The organism is Kitasatospora sp. NBC_01539 (assembly GCF_045040525.1).
GTDB lineage: Bacteria > Actinomycetota > Actinomycetes > Streptomycetales > Streptomycetaceae > Kitasatospora.
The window spans coordinates 5,828,623-5,844,200 of sequence record NZ_CP109390.1 but is presented as its reverse complement, the minus strand read 5'-3'; the positions used below and the strand labels follow the sequence as shown (position 1 = coordinate 5,844,200).

The 15,578-nt window shown below is 73.5% G+C and carries 15 protein-coding genes; all 15 read right to left on the bottom strand.

Going from position 1 to position 15,578, the window contains the following annotated elements:
• Positions 1 to 95: 95 nt before the first annotated feature.
• Positions 96 to 2,738, bottom strand: coding sequence for a hypothetical protein (locus tag OG335_RS25270; protein WP_405013395.1), 2,643 nt, complete (start codon positions 2,736 to 2,738; stop codon positions 96 to 98).
• A complete protein-coding gene (gene pstA / locus OG335_RS25265; protein ID WP_405013394.1) occupies positions 2,735 to 5,623 on the bottom strand; it encodes a phosphate ABC transporter permease PstA in 2,889 nt (962 codons plus the stop codon). The genes OG335_RS25270 and pstA overlap by 4 nt, the downstream gene beginning before the upstream one ends.
• The gene (pstC, locus tag OG335_RS25260; RefSeq protein ID WP_405013393.1) at positions 5,620 to 6,651 is read right to left on the bottom strand and encodes a phosphate ABC transporter permease subunit PstC; all 1,032 of its coding nucleotides are present in this window, start codon (positions 6,649 to 6,651) and stop codon (positions 5,620 to 5,622) included. Before pstC ends, pstA begins: the two co-directional genes overlap by 4 nt.
• Entirely contained in the window at positions 6,648 to 7,043 is a 396-nt protein-coding gene (locus tag OG335_RS25255) for a hypothetical protein (RefSeq protein ID WP_405013392.1), read from the bottom strand. Before OG335_RS25255 ends, pstC begins: the two co-directional genes overlap by 4 nt.
• A 305-nt stretch (positions 7,044 to 7,348) precedes the next feature.
• On the bottom strand, positions 7,349 to 8,278 hold the full coding sequence (gene era, locus OG335_RS25250) for a GTPase Era (protein WP_405013391.1): 930 nt from the start codon (positions 8,276 to 8,278) through the stop codon (positions 7,349 to 7,351).
• Positions 8,279 to 8,324: 46 nt separating this feature from the next.
• Positions 8,325 to 8,480: a hypothetical protein gene (locus OG335_RS25245; RefSeq protein ID WP_405013390.1), complete on the bottom strand. Its 156-nt coding sequence runs from the start codon at positions 8,478 to 8,480 to the stop codon at positions 8,325 to 8,327.
• A 136-nt stretch (positions 8,481 to 8,616) separates the two neighbouring features.
• Positions 8,617 to 8,970 carry a cytidine deaminase gene (locus OG335_RS25240; protein ID WP_405013389.1) on the bottom strand — a complete coding sequence of 118 codons (354 nt, stop codon included), beginning with the start codon at positions 8,968 to 8,970 and terminating at the stop codon, positions 8,617 to 8,619.
• Between the two features lie 126 nt (positions 8,971 to 9,096).
• Positions 9,097 to 10,098 (bottom strand): aldo/keto reductase, encoded by a 1,002-nt coding sequence (locus OG335_RS25235; RefSeq protein ID WP_405013388.1) that lies wholly within the window; start codon positions 10,096 to 10,098, stop codon positions 9,097 to 9,099.
• A gap of 125 nt (positions 10,099 to 10,223) precedes the next feature.
• Positions 10,224 to 10,760 carry a DUF4383 domain-containing protein gene (locus OG335_RS25230; protein WP_405013387.1) on the bottom strand — a complete coding sequence of 179 codons (537 nt, stop codon included), beginning with the start codon at positions 10,758 to 10,760 and terminating at the stop codon, positions 10,224 to 10,226.
• 18 nt (positions 10,761 to 10,778) lie between these two features.
• Positions 10,779 to 11,009, bottom strand: a complete 231-nt coding sequence (locus OG335_RS25225) for a hypothetical protein (protein WP_405013386.1) — start codon at positions 11,007 to 11,009, stop codon at positions 10,779 to 10,781.
• Positions 11,010 to 11,093: 84 nt separating this feature from the next.
• Positions 11,094 to 12,419: a hemolysin family protein gene (locus OG335_RS25220; protein WP_405013385.1), complete on the bottom strand. Its 1,326-nt coding sequence runs from the start codon at positions 12,417 to 12,419 to the stop codon at positions 11,094 to 11,096.
• A 13-nt stretch (positions 12,420 to 12,432) separates the two neighbouring features.
• Positions 12,433 to 12,927: an rRNA maturation RNase YbeY gene (ybeY, locus tag OG335_RS25215; protein WP_405013384.1), complete on the bottom strand. Its 495-nt coding sequence runs from the start codon at positions 12,925 to 12,927 to the stop codon at positions 12,433 to 12,435.
• A gap of 14 nt (positions 12,928 to 12,941) precedes the next feature.
• Positions 12,942 to 14,042: a PhoH family protein gene (locus OG335_RS25210; RefSeq protein WP_405013383.1), complete on the bottom strand. Its 1,101-nt coding sequence runs from the start codon at positions 14,040 to 14,042 to the stop codon at positions 12,942 to 12,944.
• A gap of 191 nt (positions 14,043 to 14,233) precedes the next feature.
• On the bottom strand, positions 14,234 to 15,154 hold the full coding sequence (locus OG335_RS25205; RefSeq protein ID WP_405013382.1) for a ribonuclease Z: 921 nt from the start codon (positions 15,152 to 15,154) through the stop codon (positions 14,234 to 14,236).
• Between the two features lies 1 nt (position 15,155).
• Positions 15,156 to 15,515: a histidine triad nucleotide-binding protein gene (locus tag OG335_RS25200; protein WP_405013381.1), complete on the bottom strand. Its 360-nt coding sequence runs from the start codon at positions 15,513 to 15,515 to the stop codon at positions 15,156 to 15,158.
• Positions 15,516 to 15,578 lie beyond the last annotated feature (63 nt).

Here is a 15,578-nt window from a genome sequence, read left to right as displayed (position 1 = left end):
CGGCTGGAAACGGCGTTCTGGACACCCGGCCGGAGAGCCCCGGCCGGGTGGTGGCGCACCTGCGTCGGTGGAGCGGAGGGCAGGAGGTCTTCGGGTCAGGGCCGTCGGCGGCGCAGCAGCCGCGGGACGTACACGCCCGCGCCGACTGCGGCCAGACCGGCGACCAGGGCGGCGAGCACCACGTACCGCAGCGGGCCGACCTCCGTCCGCGCGGTGCGGGCGGCGGGGGCCGCGTCGGCGGCCGGGGCCAGCGTGACCGGGCTGTGCGCGGGCGCCGGGGCGGCCGGGCCGGCGCCGGAGGAGCCGGTGCCGGAGGAGCCGCCGGAGCCGCCGGAGCCGCCGCGGGCGCCGGCCGGGCCGGCGGTGCCGGGGGTGCCGGTGCCCGTGGGCGCGGGGGTCGCCGCACCCGCACCGGCCGCGATGCGGTCGGCGGCCGCGAGGGCCTGCCGGCGCAGGGCGTCGGGTAGCCGGGCGTAGCCGGCGGGGAGCCGGCCGGCCGCGACGCCCGGGGTCTGGCCGTCGCCGGCCGCGTAGCGCAGCAGCGAGGCGTACGCGGCGCCGCTCTCCCGGTCGAGGGCGGCGGGCACGGTCGCCGCGTACGTGACGGAGGTCAGCGGGTAGGCGCCGGCGGTCCTGGCCGCCGGGTCGACGACCGGCACCCCGGCCACCTCGCCGGGGGTGGCGGCCGCGGCCGCGGCGAGCAGGGAGTCGCTGGTCGGTGCGACGAACCCACCGGCGGCGTTGCGGAGTTTCGCGGTGTCGAGGCCGTACCGGTCGGCGAGCGCCGTGGTGGTCAGGACGAGTACGCCGCGCAGGCCCTGGGCCTGCGGGGGCGCCTTCCTGAGCGAGCCGGGGGTGGTGGTGGCGTCCCACACGGACTTCGCGAGGGTGTCGCCGCGGGCGGCGGCGCGGGCGCCCTCGCTCATGCTGTTGGCGAAGGGGTGGGAGTCGAAGTTGCACCAGGGGGGCCGGCCGGTCCCGTCGTCCTCGAAGGGCAGGCAGTAGTCGTCGACCTTGGAGTAGTTCGACTTCGGCGCGGTGACGGGCGTGGCCAGGTACCGCTTGTTGACGGAGTCGTGCCAGGTGGGGCTCGGCCGTCCGGCGAGGAAGTCCCGCGCGTCGGGGTCGGCGAACAGCCACCGCCAGACCAGCAGGGGGCCGTCGCCCTCGCCGGAGGGCAGCAGCAGGTCGGGGATCCGGGACGGGAAGTAGAGGTCCTTGAACTGTGGGTTGATCGCCAGGAACTCCGGGTCCGAGGTGAGGTCGGCGGGGTTGTCCGCGGGGATGTCCGGGTCGCCCGGGTTGGCGGCGAACCGGTAGCTCTGGGTGAGGAGTTTGGCCACCAGGCGCGGGGTGAGGCTGAGGTCGGTGAGGCGTTCGCCGTCCCGCTGCCGGACCTCGGGCGGGGTGCGGGAGTACGACTGGCTCTCGATGTCGAAGGCGATGGTGAGCCCCGAGACGGCGATCGGCGCGTAGACGGGGTCGCGGCCCGGGGTCTGCTCGGTCGGTGCGAGCGGGGCGCCGACGTAGACGAGGCCGGGGTCGCCGTCCTGGAGCCTGGCACGGGCCCGGTCGTCGGTGAGCCGGGTGAAGCTGAAGATGCCGCCGGCCTGCCGGCAGAGCACGGGCTGCCAGCGGGCGATCATCTCCTCGGCGAGTTCGGTGCCGAGGGTGGGCCGCTCGGGGCTGCCGATCGGACAGGAGATGCCGACCGGTTCGAAGTGCAGCGGCACGACGAGGCGCTGCCGCCAGTTGGTGGCGGACAGCGGGGACGACTGCAGCTGCCCGGACTGCCCGCTGGGGGCCTGCCCGTCGACCTCCTTGTCGCCGCGCGGCACGATCACCAGCCAGCAGCGGCGGCCCTCGGTGAACGGCCCGGCCTGGCCCTCGGGCGTCTGCCCGCAGCCGAGGCCCGGGGCCTGGGAGCCGGTCTGCACCTCGAAGTAGACCTGGCCGGTGCCGTCGGCGCGGGTCGGCGCGAAGGGCACCTCGTTGGTCGACTGGATGTCGAAGTACTGGCTGCTGCCGCCGGTCTCGGCCGGGTCGCCGGTGGCGGGCCGGAACGGCACGTACGCGTTCTCGTTCTCCTTCGCGGGCCGCACGGTCTCGGCCGGGTCGGTGAGCGTGCGGCCGTAGTTGAGCTGGCGGCTGGGTACGAAGGCGCCGCCGCGGCTGTCGCCCCTGGTCGCGCCGTACTGGCACTGGGAGCGGTCGGGGCCGGTGTCCTCGTCACCCCAGCACTGCATGATCTCCAGGTAGTTGCGGGCGAAGACCATGGGGCTGGGCTCGGTCGGGCGGCCGCCCGACCAGGTGACGGCGACCACCTGGTTGACGAGGTGGCCGGTCTGGCCGACCGTCACCGTCAGCCCGGCGAAGTCACCGCTGCCGGTGACCGTCACGGGGTCGGCGGCGGTGGCGGCCCCGGTGGCGGCGGGCGCGAACCGGGCGGCGCCGGGCGCCCGGCCGAGGTCGCGGCCGGTCTGCGTGCCCGCCGGGGCGGGGGTGGCGGCCGGGCCAGCCGCCGGGGCCGTGGCGGGGCCGTCGATCGGCACCGGGGCGCCGGTGACCGGGTCGACCGGGATCTGCGGGGAGGCCGTCCCGGCCGCCGCGGCGGGGACGGGGGCCGGCCCGGTGCCGGTGGAGAGCGAGGCCCCGGCGGCGGTGCCGAGCAGCAGGGCGAGGACGGCGCCGGTGCGCAGCGCCCGCCGGGCGCCGGTGCGGAGGGTGCGGGCGCTCATCGCCGGGCCTCCCGTCGGGCGGCGCGGCCGGCGACCAGCGGCGGCAGCACGATGACGGCGCCGAGCAGCACGCCGGCGATCAGCATGAGGGCGTGCCGCAGGCCGGTGCCGGAGCCGGCGGCGATGGCGACGGAGTCGCCGGTGAGCTGCTGGCCGGTGCCGCCGGTGGCGGCGGCGCCGCCGTCCACGGCGGGGTCCGCCCCGGGGGTGCCGGTGCCGTCCGCCGCGCCGCTCGTCCCGCCGCTGCCGCCGCTGCCGCCCGTGCCTCCGGTGGTTCCCGCGGCTCCGGCCGTTCCGCCCGTGGTGCCGCCGGAGGCGCCGCCCGTGCCCCCGGTGCCGGTCGGGGTGGTCTGGCGGGCGCCGCCGGTGCCGGCGGCGCACTGGGTGGCCGAGCCCTTCCTGTCGCAGTCCTGCGGCGGGGCGGCGCTGTCGGCGTACGGGTTGCGGCCGCCGGAGCCGAAGGTCGGGTTTGCGCACTTCCCGGCGTCGAAGGCCCGCCGTTCGCTGCCGGGCACCTTCGCGAGCTGTTCGAAGGCGGACTGCACGAGGTTCGCGGTGAGCGGGGAGTAGCCGAGTCCGTCGGCCTGTTTCTGGCCCTCGCAGAGGAAGTAGTAGCCGAAGGCGGCGAGGGTGCGGCCCTTCTCCGCGCTGAACGTCCCGGCCGCGCTGGTGTGGACGACCATGTAGCTGTAGCTGGAGAGCGGATACGCGCTGCGGTCCGGGCTGTCGTAGACCTCGTCGAGCTGCTGGGTGAGGTCGGCCGGGTTGATCCTCGCCCGTTTGAGGGCCACCGAGACGTTCCTGCCGTTGGGCTCGGTGTAGTAGCCGGCGCTGTTGAGCATCTTGACGACCGGGAAGTGGCTGTTGAGCGCGTACGAGTACTCGACGTAGGTGATGGCGCCGACGTTGGCCTCGTTGGCGACGGCGTTGGCGACGGCCACGGAGGTGCCGAGCGCCTGCCAGGTGGAGCCGCTCCTCAACGGGTAGAACGAGGTCATGCCGCAGGGGGCGCGACGCGAGGTGGACCGGCAGTAGTCGTCCCAGACGCCCTGCTGGCGCTTGCTCATCCAGGTGGTGAGCTGCGCGGTGGTGCCGGAGCCGTCGGAGCGGACGATCGGCCGCACCGCGACGTCCGGCATCTTGAGGCCCGGGTTCTCGGCCTGGACGGCGGGGTCGTTCCAGCGGACGATCTTCCCGGTGAAGATCTTCGCGACGGTGTCCCCGGAGAGCCGCAGGTTGGTGACCCGGTTGCCGCCGATCTTCAGGTTGTACATGAACGAGGTGCCGCCGGCCACGATCGGCAGGTAGGCGAACGGCACCGGCGGCGGCGCGTCGACCTGCCCGCCGTCGGTGAGGCCGTACGGGATCTCGGAGACCGCGAAGTCCGCGGCGCCGTTCTTGAACTGGTTGCGGCCGTAGCTGGAGCCCTGGCCGTCGAAGTCGATGGTCATGCCGTACTGCTTGACGTTGCTGATCCAGGAGTCGACCGCGTTCTGGCTCCAGGTCGACCCGGCACCGCCGATCCGGCGGTAGTCCTCCGCGGCGGCCCGGGGCGCTCCGGTGAGCAGCGAGGTGCCGCACAGGGCGAGCGCGGTGAGCAGGGTGAGGGTGCGGGCGAGGGCTCGGCGGTGCACGGGGGCCTTTCGGGGTTCTGTGGGATGCGGCGCGGAGGTCCGCCGCATCCGGGCCGCGTCCGCGGCGGACCGCCGCGTCCGGGCGGCGGACCGGCGCCTCGACAGCTCGCCGGGTCCGCGTCCGCCGACCGCGCGGGCCAGCAGGAACAGCAGCAGCACCAGGGCCAGCAGCACCGCCGCGGCGCCGAAGGCCCGCGCCACCTGCAGCTCGCTGGGGAACTTGACCAGGGTGAAGGCCATGAGCGGCAGGGAGGCCTGGCGGCCGTCGATCGGGCTGAGGTTGAGGTTCTTGGTGTAGCCGGAGCAGAGCAGCACCGGGGAGGTCTCGCCGATGCCGCGGGCCGCGCCGAGGATGACGGCGGTGGCGAGCCCGGAGCGGGCGCTCGGCAGGGTGACCGTCCACACGGTGCGCCAGCGGCTCGCGCCGAGCGCGTACGACGCCTCCTTGAGGGAGGCGGGCACGAGCCGGAGCACCACGTCGGCGGCGCGGACGAGGATCGGCAGCATCATCACCGACAGGGCGATGCTCGCGGCCAGGCCCGAGCGCGGCCAGTCGAGGGTGACCACCCACACCGCGTAGACGAACAGGCCCGCGAGGATGGAGGGCAGCGCGGTCATCGCCTCGACGAGGGTGCGCACCAGCCGCGCGAAGCGGCCCGGCACCTCGCCGAGGAACACGGCGCAGCTGATGCCGAGCGGGATGGTGACCGCCAGCGAGATGGTGATCTGGGTGAGGGTGCCGACGACGGCGTGCAGGGCGCCGCCGCCGGTGAGCGGGTCGGCGGGGCCGGCCGCGGAGAGGTCCTGGGTGTAGAAGTTGGTGTGCCGGAGCGCGTCGAAGCCGTTCCAGAAGACGTAGCCGACGGTCCACACGAGGACCGCCAGGACGAGCGCGGCGAGGGAGTGCACGACGGCGGCGGCGAGCCGGTCGCGGACGACGAGGCCGTTCTCGTCGCGGGAGACCACGAGCGCGTACAGCCCGAGGAACGCGAGCCAGGTGCACACGGCGAAGCCGACGGCGCCGCTGAACGGTGCGAACCGCTGGAAGACCAGCGCGCCGAGCGCGAGTGCGCCGGCCAGGCTGCCCCCGAGTGCCCAGCGGTCGCCGGGCCTGCCCCCGCCGGTGCGGCGGCGTACCGGCGGGGGGCCGCCCGCGGGCCCGGCGGGCGGCACGACGGTGGTGCGCGGGGCCCGGGGCAGGGTGACGGCGGTGGCGGTGGCGGTGGTGGTGGCGGCGGTGCGGTCGGTCACGAGCCGGCCCCCGATCGGCTGCGGGCGACCACGGCGGCCGCGGCGAAGTTCACCACGAGGGTGAGCAGGAAGAGGGCGAGGCCGGCGGCCATCAGTGCGGAGACCGAGAACGGGCTGGAGTCGCCGTAGCGCAGGGCGATCAGCGGGGCGACCGCGCTGCCGCCGGTCTGCAGGACGTGCGGCTGGATCTCGAAGTGCATGGAGAGGATCAGGTAGACGGTGATCGTCTCGCCGAGGGCGCGGCCCAGGCCGAGCATGGTGCCGCCGATGATGCCGCCGCGGCCGAACGGCAGCACGACCGTGCGGATCATCCCCCAGCGGGTGGAGCCGAGCGCGTAGGCGCCCTCGCGCTCCGCCGCCGGGGCCTGGTCGAAGACCTCCCGCATGATCGAGCACATGATCGGCGTGATCATGAAGGCCACGACGGTGCCGGCCATCAGGCTGGACGCCGTGTAGACCAGCGGCGGGGTGAGCGGGTCGTCCGGGTCGACGCCGTCGACGTGCAGCAGCGGGATCCAGCCGAGGTACGTGGAGAGCCAGCGGGCCGTGCCCGCGAGCTCGTACTGCAGCAGCACGAAGCCCCAGACGCCGTACACGACGCTGGGCACCGCCGCCATCAGGTCGACCAGGCCGACCAGGGTGCGGCGCAGGCCGCGCGGCGCGTACTCGCTGATGTACAGCGCGCAGCCGAGGGCGAGCGGCACGGCCAGGCAGACCGCGATGCCGCCGATCAGGACGGTGCCGGTGATCACCGCGGCGATGCCGAACTGGCCGTGCCCGCCGTCGGGGTTCCAGTCCTGCACGGTGAGGAAGGACAGGCCGGCGGTGCGCAGGGCGGTGCTCGCCCGCACGGCGAGGTAGCCGCCGACGGAGAGCATGACGACCAGCACGAGGGCGCCGCTGCCGCGGGCCCAGGCGAGGAAGATCCGGTCGGCGAGGCCGGCGTCGGTGCGCAGCACCCGGGGGGTGTCGGAGGTCCCGGTCCCGGTCGCGGGGACGGGGACGGGGACGGGGGCGGGGGCGGTCATGCGCCGCCGCCGCGGAGCCGCACCACGGGGGCCGGACGGCCGAGCGGGCCGTCGTCGACGCAGCGGGCCCCGGCCAGGAAGCGGGCCAGGTTGTACTGGCACTCGCGCTGGCGGCGGTAGGCGCGGGTGGAGCAGGCGACGGTGCGGCCGTCGACTTCCAGCCGCCAGCGCCACTGCTGTCCGTGCTGGACGGAGCCGATGGAGGGCCGGCCGCGGTCCAGACCGCGGCGGAGCTGTTCGATGGCGTGCAGGCAGGCGGGGACGGACGTGAAGTCCTCGCCGCTCTGCCCGAGGTGACGGTTGTTCGCCCCGAGCAGCCGCCAGACGGTGGTGTCCCGCTGGGGGTCCGCCGTCGCGGGTCTGCTGACGATCAGGAACCGCGGCTGTCCCATGCCGGTATTCGCCTTCCGGAGCGCACTGTGGCCGGAAGAGACCGTCTCGGGTGCCGGAGGATGACCGGATGCCGCGGCATGAACGCCGGACACGGCGGATGTGAACGGGTGGTGCGCGAGTTCTCCACGACTCACTCACCGTCCGTACACACTCTACGGGCGTCACGTCGCACGCCCCTGCGGCGACCCCGGCAGGCACTGCGCCTCGCGGGCGCCCTGGAGCACGCCTCCGAGCACCCGATCGCCGCCGCCGGGCACGCGAAGGGCCCGCCGGGCGGGTGCCGGCGGGCCCTGGCGGTGCGGGCTCAGAAACCGAGCTTGCGCAGCTGCTTGGGGTCGCGCTGCCAGTCCTTGGCGACCTTGACGTGCAGGTCGAGGTAGACCGGCGTGCCGAGCAGCGCCTCGATGTGCTTGCGGGCGGTGGTGCCGACGTGCTTGAGCCGGGAGCCCTTGGCGCCGATGACGATCGCCTTCTGGCTCTGCCGCTCGATGTAGACGTTGGCGTGGATGTCGAGCAGCGGGCGGTCCGCCGGCCGGCCCTCGCGGGGCAGCATCTCCTCGACGACCACGGCCAGCGAGTGCGGCAGCTCGTCGCGGACGCCCTCCAGGGCGGCCTCGCGGATGAGCTCCGCGACCATGATCTGCTCGGGCTCGTCGGTGAGGTCGCCGTCCGGGTAGAGCGGCTGGCCCTCGGGGAGGAGCTTGCTGATGAGGTCGGCGGCCAGGCCGACCTGCTGGTCGCCGACGGCGGAGACCGGGATGATCTCGGCCCATTCGAAGCCGAGCTCCAGCCCGAGCTGGTGCACCGCGATGAGTTGTTCGGCGAGCCGCTTGGAGTCGACGAGGTCGGTCTTGGTGACGATCGCGACCTTCGGGGTCTTCTTGATCCCGGCGAGCTCCTTGGCGATGAACTTGTCACCGGGGCCGAGCTTCTGGTCGGCGGGCAGGCAGAAGCCGATCACGTCGACCTCCGCCCAGGTGGAGCGGACGAGGTCGTTGAGCCGCTCGCCGAGCAGGGTCCGCGGCTTGTGCAGGCCTGGCGTGTCGACCAGGACGAGCTGCGCGTCCGGGCGGTGCACGATGCCGCGCACGGTGTGCCGGGTGGTCTGCGGACGGTCGGAGGTGATCGCGACCTTCGTCCCGACCAGCGCGTTGGTCAGGGTCGACTTGCCCGCGTTGGGACGGCCGACGAAGCACGCGAACCCGGAGCGGTACGGGGAGGAAGGGGCATTCATGCGCCCCATTCTCCCTGATCACCGGGGGCCGGGCGGACCGCCGCCCTCAGCCGGCCTTCTTCTTGCCGGTCACGGCGCCCACCAGCACGAACAGCAGCAGCACGAGCGAGCCGATCAGCCAGTACGGCGAGCCGGTCTCGCGCCAGCGGCCGAAGCCCATGACGGTGAGCAGCAGCCCTGCGAAGAACGCGAGGACGCCCATCTCCCCTCCCCCTGACGAACGGATGTTCAGACTATCCGTCCGGGTGGGGAGGCGGGGAGCGCGGGACGGCCGGACCGCCGGGTTCCGGCCGCCGTCGGCGGGCCCGGACGCGGGCCGCCGACGGCACCGGGTGGCCTCAGCGGGCCTCGGCGCGCAGCCGCAGGGCGCCGTCGGCCCCGGCCAGCAGCACGGGCGTCCCGGCCCCGCCGAGGTCGCGGACGGCGGCCAGGTCGGCCTCGGCGGGTTCGGCGGCGTCGCTGACCACCGCGGCGGCCTCCAGGCCCTGTGCGCCGCTGGCGACGGCCATGGCGACGGCGGTCTGCAGGGCGCTGAGCCGCAGCGACTCCAGGGCCACGCTGCCGGCGACGTAGGTGCGGCCGGTCTCGTCGCGCACCGCGGCCCCCTCCGGCACGCCGTTGCGGGCGCGGACGGAGCGGGCCAGGGTGATGATCTTCTTGTCCTCGGGGTCCAGTTCGGTGAGCTCAGTCATGAGGCCTGAGCATAGGCGCCCGTGGCGATCACGCGCCGGGGCGTCCGCCGCCGGGCGGGCGGCCGGCCCGGCAGGGGTGGCCAGGCCCCCTCGGCAGGGGTGCCCAGGCCCTCTCGGCAGGGGTGCTCAGGCCCTGTCGGCACCGGACAGCAGGGCGCCCTCGCCCGCCGGCGCGAAGGAGGCCAGGGCCTCGTCGATCCGGGCCAGGACACCCGCGTCGAGCTCGATGTCCGCGGCGGCCTGGTTCTCCTCGATGTGCGCCGGGGTGCGGCTGCCGGGGATCGGCACGACGTGCTCGTCCTGGTGCAGCAGCCAGGCCAGCGCGAGCTGCCCCGGGGCGAGGCCGAGATCCGCGGCGATGCCCCGCAGCGGGGCGTAGCGGTCGTTGTTGGCGGCGAGGTTGGCGGCGTCGAAGCGCGGCATGTGCTGCCGGAAGTCACCGTCGGCGACCTGCTGGACGGTGCCGGTGAGGAAGCCGCCGCCGAGCGGGCTCCACGCCACCAGGCCCACCCCGAGCTCCCGGGCGGCGGCGAGCAGCGCGGGGTCCACCGGCTGCCACATCGACCACTGCGTCTGCACGGCGGCCACGGGGTGGACGGCGTGCGCGGCGCGCAGCTGGTCGGCCGTGACGTTGGAGAGGCCCAGGTGCCGGACGAGCCCGGCGGCGACCAGCTCGGCGACGGCGCCGACGGTGTCCTCGAAGGGCACCTCCGGGTCCGGGAAGTGCGGGTAGTACAGGTCGATGACGTCGGTGCCGAGGTTGCGCAGCGACTGCTCCGCGTAGCCGCGGACGTACTGCGGCTCGGCGTTGACGGCGAGCTCGCCGAAGGAGTACGTGACCGGGAAGGTGTGCGGCTTGGCGCCGTCGGGGACGCGGAAGCCGAACTTGGTGGCGATCACGACCTCGTCGCGCCGCCCGGCGACCGCCCGGCCGACGAGCTGCTCGTTGTGGCCGTCGGCGCCGTAGCCGTCGGAGGTGTCGATCATCGTGGCGCCGGCGTCCAGGGCGGCGTGCAGGGCCGCGACGCCGCGGGCGTCGTCGATCTCGCCGTACACGCCGGGCGACAGCACCATCGCCCCGTAGCCGACCGGTGCCGTGGGCAGTCCGCCGAGCAGGCGCTGGCTCATCGGGGCACTCCTCAGGGTGGGGTCCAGAACGGTCCCACTCTGCACCGCGACCTGACGGTGCGTCAAAACCGCCCGCAACGCGGGACCCGGACACGCGTCCGGGTCTCGCGGGAGGGTGGTGCCGGTCAGTGCCCGACGGGTCTCGGCGGGCCGGGCTTCAGCACCTTGACGAGGGTCTCCGGCCCGGACGGCTGCGTCACAGGCCCGCTGTGGCGATCGCGCCAGTACGGGTTGTCGTGCGGCAGGTGGCTGCTCACCCTGCCGTACATGCCGAACGTCAGGACCACGAACCCGAAGACGAAGCTGAAGAGTACGTTCGGGATCTGGAACGCCAGCCGGTTGGCGCTGCCGTCGAGCACCATCAGGCCGACGAAGCCGGCGAGGACGAACACCACGCCGACGATCATGTTGAGGTTCGACGCGAAGTTCCCTCCGATCACCGCGCCGAGGACGAGGATCGCGCCGACCACGATCGACAGCACGCTGAGCGCGCCGTTGCTGGACAGTCCCAGGGTGTCCTTGCCGCTGGTGTCCAGGAAGCCCGTGTGGTCGAACAGACCGAGAATGCCGAAGACCAGCAGGAAGACGCCGCCGAGACCGGCTCCGTACCGGTAGACGGTCGCCAGCCGGTGGTCGACGGGGAGTTCGTCTTGCAGTTTCATCGCTGCCTCCGCCGCGCGTCAGCCGTGCTCCGACCGGTGGAAGGGGACCTCGTGCAGGTAGAGCGACCCGCACTGCTGGCAGGTGCGCAGTCCTCTGCCCCAGTCCGTCTCGGGCCTGGTCTCGGCATCGGGTTCGATCTTGGCGCCGCACATGCCCTCGTCGGCACCGGCGGTCCGGACGATGTGCCATCTCCTGACCTCGCCGGACCGCCCGGCCGGGCCGTACTCCGCGCGCAGTTGATGCGTCATACCTCCAGGGTGCGCGCGCTCAGCCGTCCTCGGCAAACGCGAACGGCCCCTCACCGGGAGGGGCCGGTCGCACACGTACCGGCGCTACGGCGCGTCGACGGCCTCGCTGTCGGCGGGCTGCCGCACGGGCGCGGCGACGATCGTGCCGATGCGGTTGCGGCGGCCCGCCGAACTCTCCGCGCTCAGCCGGATCGCCACCAGGTCGGTGGCGTCCTCGTCGGGCACCGGGATGTCGCAGGACGAGCCGGGGATCGGCACCCGCCCCAGGTGCTTGGCGAGCAGGCCGCCGACGGTCTCGACGTCCTCGTCCTCCAGCTCCAGCCCGAACAGCTCGCCGAGGTCCTCGACCAGCAGCCGGGCGGTGATCCGGTACGAGCCGTCGCCGAGGTCCTCGACCGGGGCGATCTCCCGGTCGTACTCGTCGGTGATCTCCCCGACGATCTCCTCCAGGACGTCCTCGATGGTGACCAGGCCGGCGGTGCCGCCGTACTCGTCGATCACGATCGCCACGTGCGACCGCATCTGCTGCATCTCGCGCAGCAGGTCGCCCGCGGGCTTGGAGTCCGGCACGAACACGGCCGGGCGCATCACCTGGCCGACCGGCTCGGACTCCGACTCCCGGTTGACGTGGGTACGGCGCACCAGGTCCTTGAGGTAGACGATGCCGACCACGTCGTCCTCGTTGTCGCCGACCACCGGCATCCGGGAGAAGCCGGAGCGCAGCGCCAGGGTCAGCGCCTGCCGGACGGTCTTGTGCCGCTCGATCATCACCAGGTCGGTGCGCGGCACCATCACCTCGCGGACGATGGTGTCGCCGAGCTCGAAGACGGAGTGCACCATGCGGCGCTCCTCGTCCTCGATGAGGTCGTCCTTCTCGGCGAGGTCGACGAGGGCCCGCAGCTCGGCCTCGGAGGCGAACGGCCCCTCCTTGTAGCCCTTGCCGGGGGTCAGCGCGTTGCCCAGCAGGATCAGCAGCCGCGGGATCGGCCCGAGGATCCGGGCCAGCGGCAGCAGCACGAAGGAGGCGGTGGTCGCCGTGGTGAGCGGGTGCTGCCGGCCGATCGTGCGGGGGGAGACGCCCACCGCGACGAACGACACCAGCACCATCACGCCGACGGCCACCAGCACGGCCTGCCAGGTGCGGTCGAAACTGCTGATGCAGACCACGGTCACCAGGACGCCCGCCGCCATCTCGCTGGCCACCCGGATCAGGGTGGCCAGGTTGAGGTAGCGGATCGGGTCGGTGGCCAGGGTCAGCAGCCGGGCCGAGCCCTTGCGGCCGGCCCGGACGGCCTCCTCCGCCCGGAAGCGGGACACCCGGGAGATGCCCGCCTCCGCGCAGGCCGCCAGCCAGCCGAGGACGACCAGCAGCAGGGCCCCGACCAGCAGGCTCGTACTCTCACCACTCACAGGGGGCCGGCCCTCAGTGGGTGGTCGGCGCCGGGGAGATCCCCGACAGGCCGCGGCCGGAGCGCCAGTCGTCCAGGATGCGCTTCTGCAGCCCGAACATCTCCTGCTCCTCGTCCGGCTCCTCGTGGTCGTAGCCGAGCACGTGCAGCACCCCGTGCACGGTGAGGAGCTGCAGCTCCTCGTCCATGGAGTGCTTCGACGGCGCGGCCTCGCCCTGCTCCCGGGCGACCTCGGGGCAGAGCACGATGTCACCCAGGAGTCCCTGCGGCAGCTCCTCGCCCTCCTTGCCGGGACGGAGCTCGTCCATCGGGAAGGACATCACGTCGGTGGGGCCCGGCAGGTCCATCCACTGGACGTGCAGCTCCGACATGGCGTCGCTGTCGACCAGGATCACGGAGAGCTCGGACTGCGGGTGGATCCGCATCTTGTCGAGGGCGTAGCGGGCGATGTCGAGGATGGCTTCCTCGTCGGCGTCCCACCCGGACTCGTTGGCGATGTCGATCGACATGGAGGGCTTGTGACTCAGCTTTCGGTGCGATGGGACTGGCGCGGGGCACGGGCGCCCCGGCGCTGGACGGGTTTGCGGGCGGGGGCCTCGTCGGCCTCCTGGAGGGCGTCCCAGCGTTCGTACGCGTCGACGATCCGGCCGACCAGCTTGTGCCGGACGACGTCGGTGCTGGTCAGCACCGAGAAGTGGATGTCGGGTACGTCCGCGAGGATCTCCTGGACGACCTTGAGGCCGCTGCGGGTGCTGCCCGGCAGGTCGATCTGGCTGGTGTCACCGGTGACGACCACCCGGGAGTTGAAGCCGAGCCGGGTCAGGAACATCTTCATCTGCTCGGGCGAGGTGTTCTGCGCCTCGTCGAGGATGATGAAGGCGTCGTTGAGGGTGCGGCCGCGCATGTACGCGAGCGGTGCGACCTCGATCGTTCCGGCGGCCATCAGCCGGGGGATGGAATCCGGGTCCATCATGTCGTGCAGCGCGTCGTAGAGCGGGCGCAGGTACGGATCGATCTTCTCGTAGAGGGTGCCGGGCAGGAAGCCCAGCCGCTCCCCCGCCTCGACGGCGGGCCGGGTCAGGATGATCCGGTTGACCTCCTTGGCCTGGAGGGCCTGCACGGCCTTGGCCATCGCCAGGTAGGTCTTGCCGGTGCCCGCCGGGCCGAGGCCGAAGACGATCGTGTGCTTGTCGATCGCGTCGACGTAGCGCTGCTGGTTGAGGGTCTTGGGGCGGATGGTGCGGCCCCGGTTGGAGAGGATGTTCGCGGTGAACACCTCGGAGGGCGCCGGGTGGTCCGGGTGGTCGGCGGCGCTCCTGAGCATGGCGATGGAGCGCTCCACGGCGTCCTCCGTCAGGGGTTGGCCGGTGCGGAGCACCAGCATCATCTCGTTGAAGAGCTGCTCGACGATCCGGATCTCGGCGCGGTCGCCGGTGGCGGTGACCTCGTTGCCGCGCACGTGGATGTCGGTCTGCGGGAAGCCCTGCTCGATCACGCGCAGGAGGGAGTCCGCCGCACCGAGGAGAGTCACCATGGGATGCTTCTCCGGGATCACGATCCGGGTGCTGGCCTCCGCGTCGCGTCGCGGCTGTCCGTTGGTACGGGTCTGCGGTGTGTCACTCATGGGTCGGCACAGCGGCCTGCCTCATCCCCATTCGTCGTCTCGGGGTGCAGCTCGGAGGTGTCCGAGGTCACCAGGGTACGCCGCGCGCGCCCTCTCCCGGAGGGCAGGGCACCGGGTCGGCGCGGCACCGCCCGGCGGGTTCGATGGTGGGCCACCGCGCGGGGCTGCGCGAGTGGTTTTCGTCCGCCGTGCTACGTCCGGCGCTTCGGCACCGGGATCCTGGCCAGGTCCTCGGCGACGACGATCTCGCCGTCGAACTGCTTGCGGGCCTCGGCGAGGTGCTGGTCGAGCACCGGGTAGCGCTGCGAGAAATGGGTGAGGACGAGGGTCCGCACGCCCGCCTCGGCGGCGACCGCACCGGCCTGCCCGGCGGTGAGGTGGCCGTGCTCGCGGGCCAGGTGGGCGTCGGCGTCGGCGAAGGTGGCCTCGGCGACGAGCAGGTCCGCACCGTCGGCGAGCTCCGCGACGCCGTCGCACAGGCGGGTGTCCATGACGAAGGCGAAGCGCTGCCCGGGCCGGGTCTCGCTGACCTCGTCGAGGGTGACCGTGCGGCCGCCGGCCTCGATCCGGCCGTCCTGCAGGAGGGTGCCGACGGCGGGGCCGCGCAGGCCGAGGGCGGCCAGGCGCTCCGGGATCATGCGGCGGCTGTCGGGCTCGGTGAGGCGGTAGCCGAACGACTCGACCGGGTGCGAGAGCCGTACCGCGGAGAGTTCGAACGCCGCGCCGGGCGCCGGCAGCGGGCCGGGTTCGAGGATCGGCCGGGGCCGCAGCTCGGCGCTCTCGTGGTAGGCGGAGGAGTACCGCAGCCGGTCGAAGAAGACCTGGCCGGAGGCGGGGTAGTAGGCGTCGACCGGGTGCGGGACGCGGTCCAGGCTGATCCGCTGGATCACGCCGGACAGGCCGAGGCAGTGGTCGCCGTGGAAGTGGGTGACCGCGATCCGGGTGATCTGGGTGGCGGACACCCCGGCGTGCAGCATCTGCCGCTGGGTGCCCTCGCCCGGGTCGAACAGGATGCCCTCGCCGTCCCAGCGCAGCAGGTAGCCGTTGTGGTTGCGGTGCCGGGTGGGCACCTGGCTGGCGGTGCCGAGGACGACGAGTTCGCGCTGTGACACGTCAGACCAGGCCCTCGCGGAGCGGAGTGCCGCCGAGGACGTGCACGTGCGCGTGGAAGACCGTCTGGCCGGCGCCCGCGCCGGTGTTGAAGATCATGCGGTAGCCGGAGCCGTCGATCTTCTCGTCGGCGGCGACCTCGCCGGCCTCGGTGAGGAGTTCGGCGGTGATCGCGGGCTCGGCGGCGGCGAGCGCGGCGGCGTTCGGGTAGTGCACCTTCGGGATGACCAGCACGTGGGTCGGCGCCTGCGGGTTGATGTCGCGGAACGCGACGGTGTTCCCGGTCTCCCGGACGAGCGTCGCCGGGATGTCACCCGCCACGATCTTGCAGAACAGGCAGTCGGGCTGGGCCTCGCCGGCCATGAGCGGTCTCCTCGGTCATGAGCTCTGGTGATCGTCACTGACGGTCCGCAGCCTAGCCGAGGC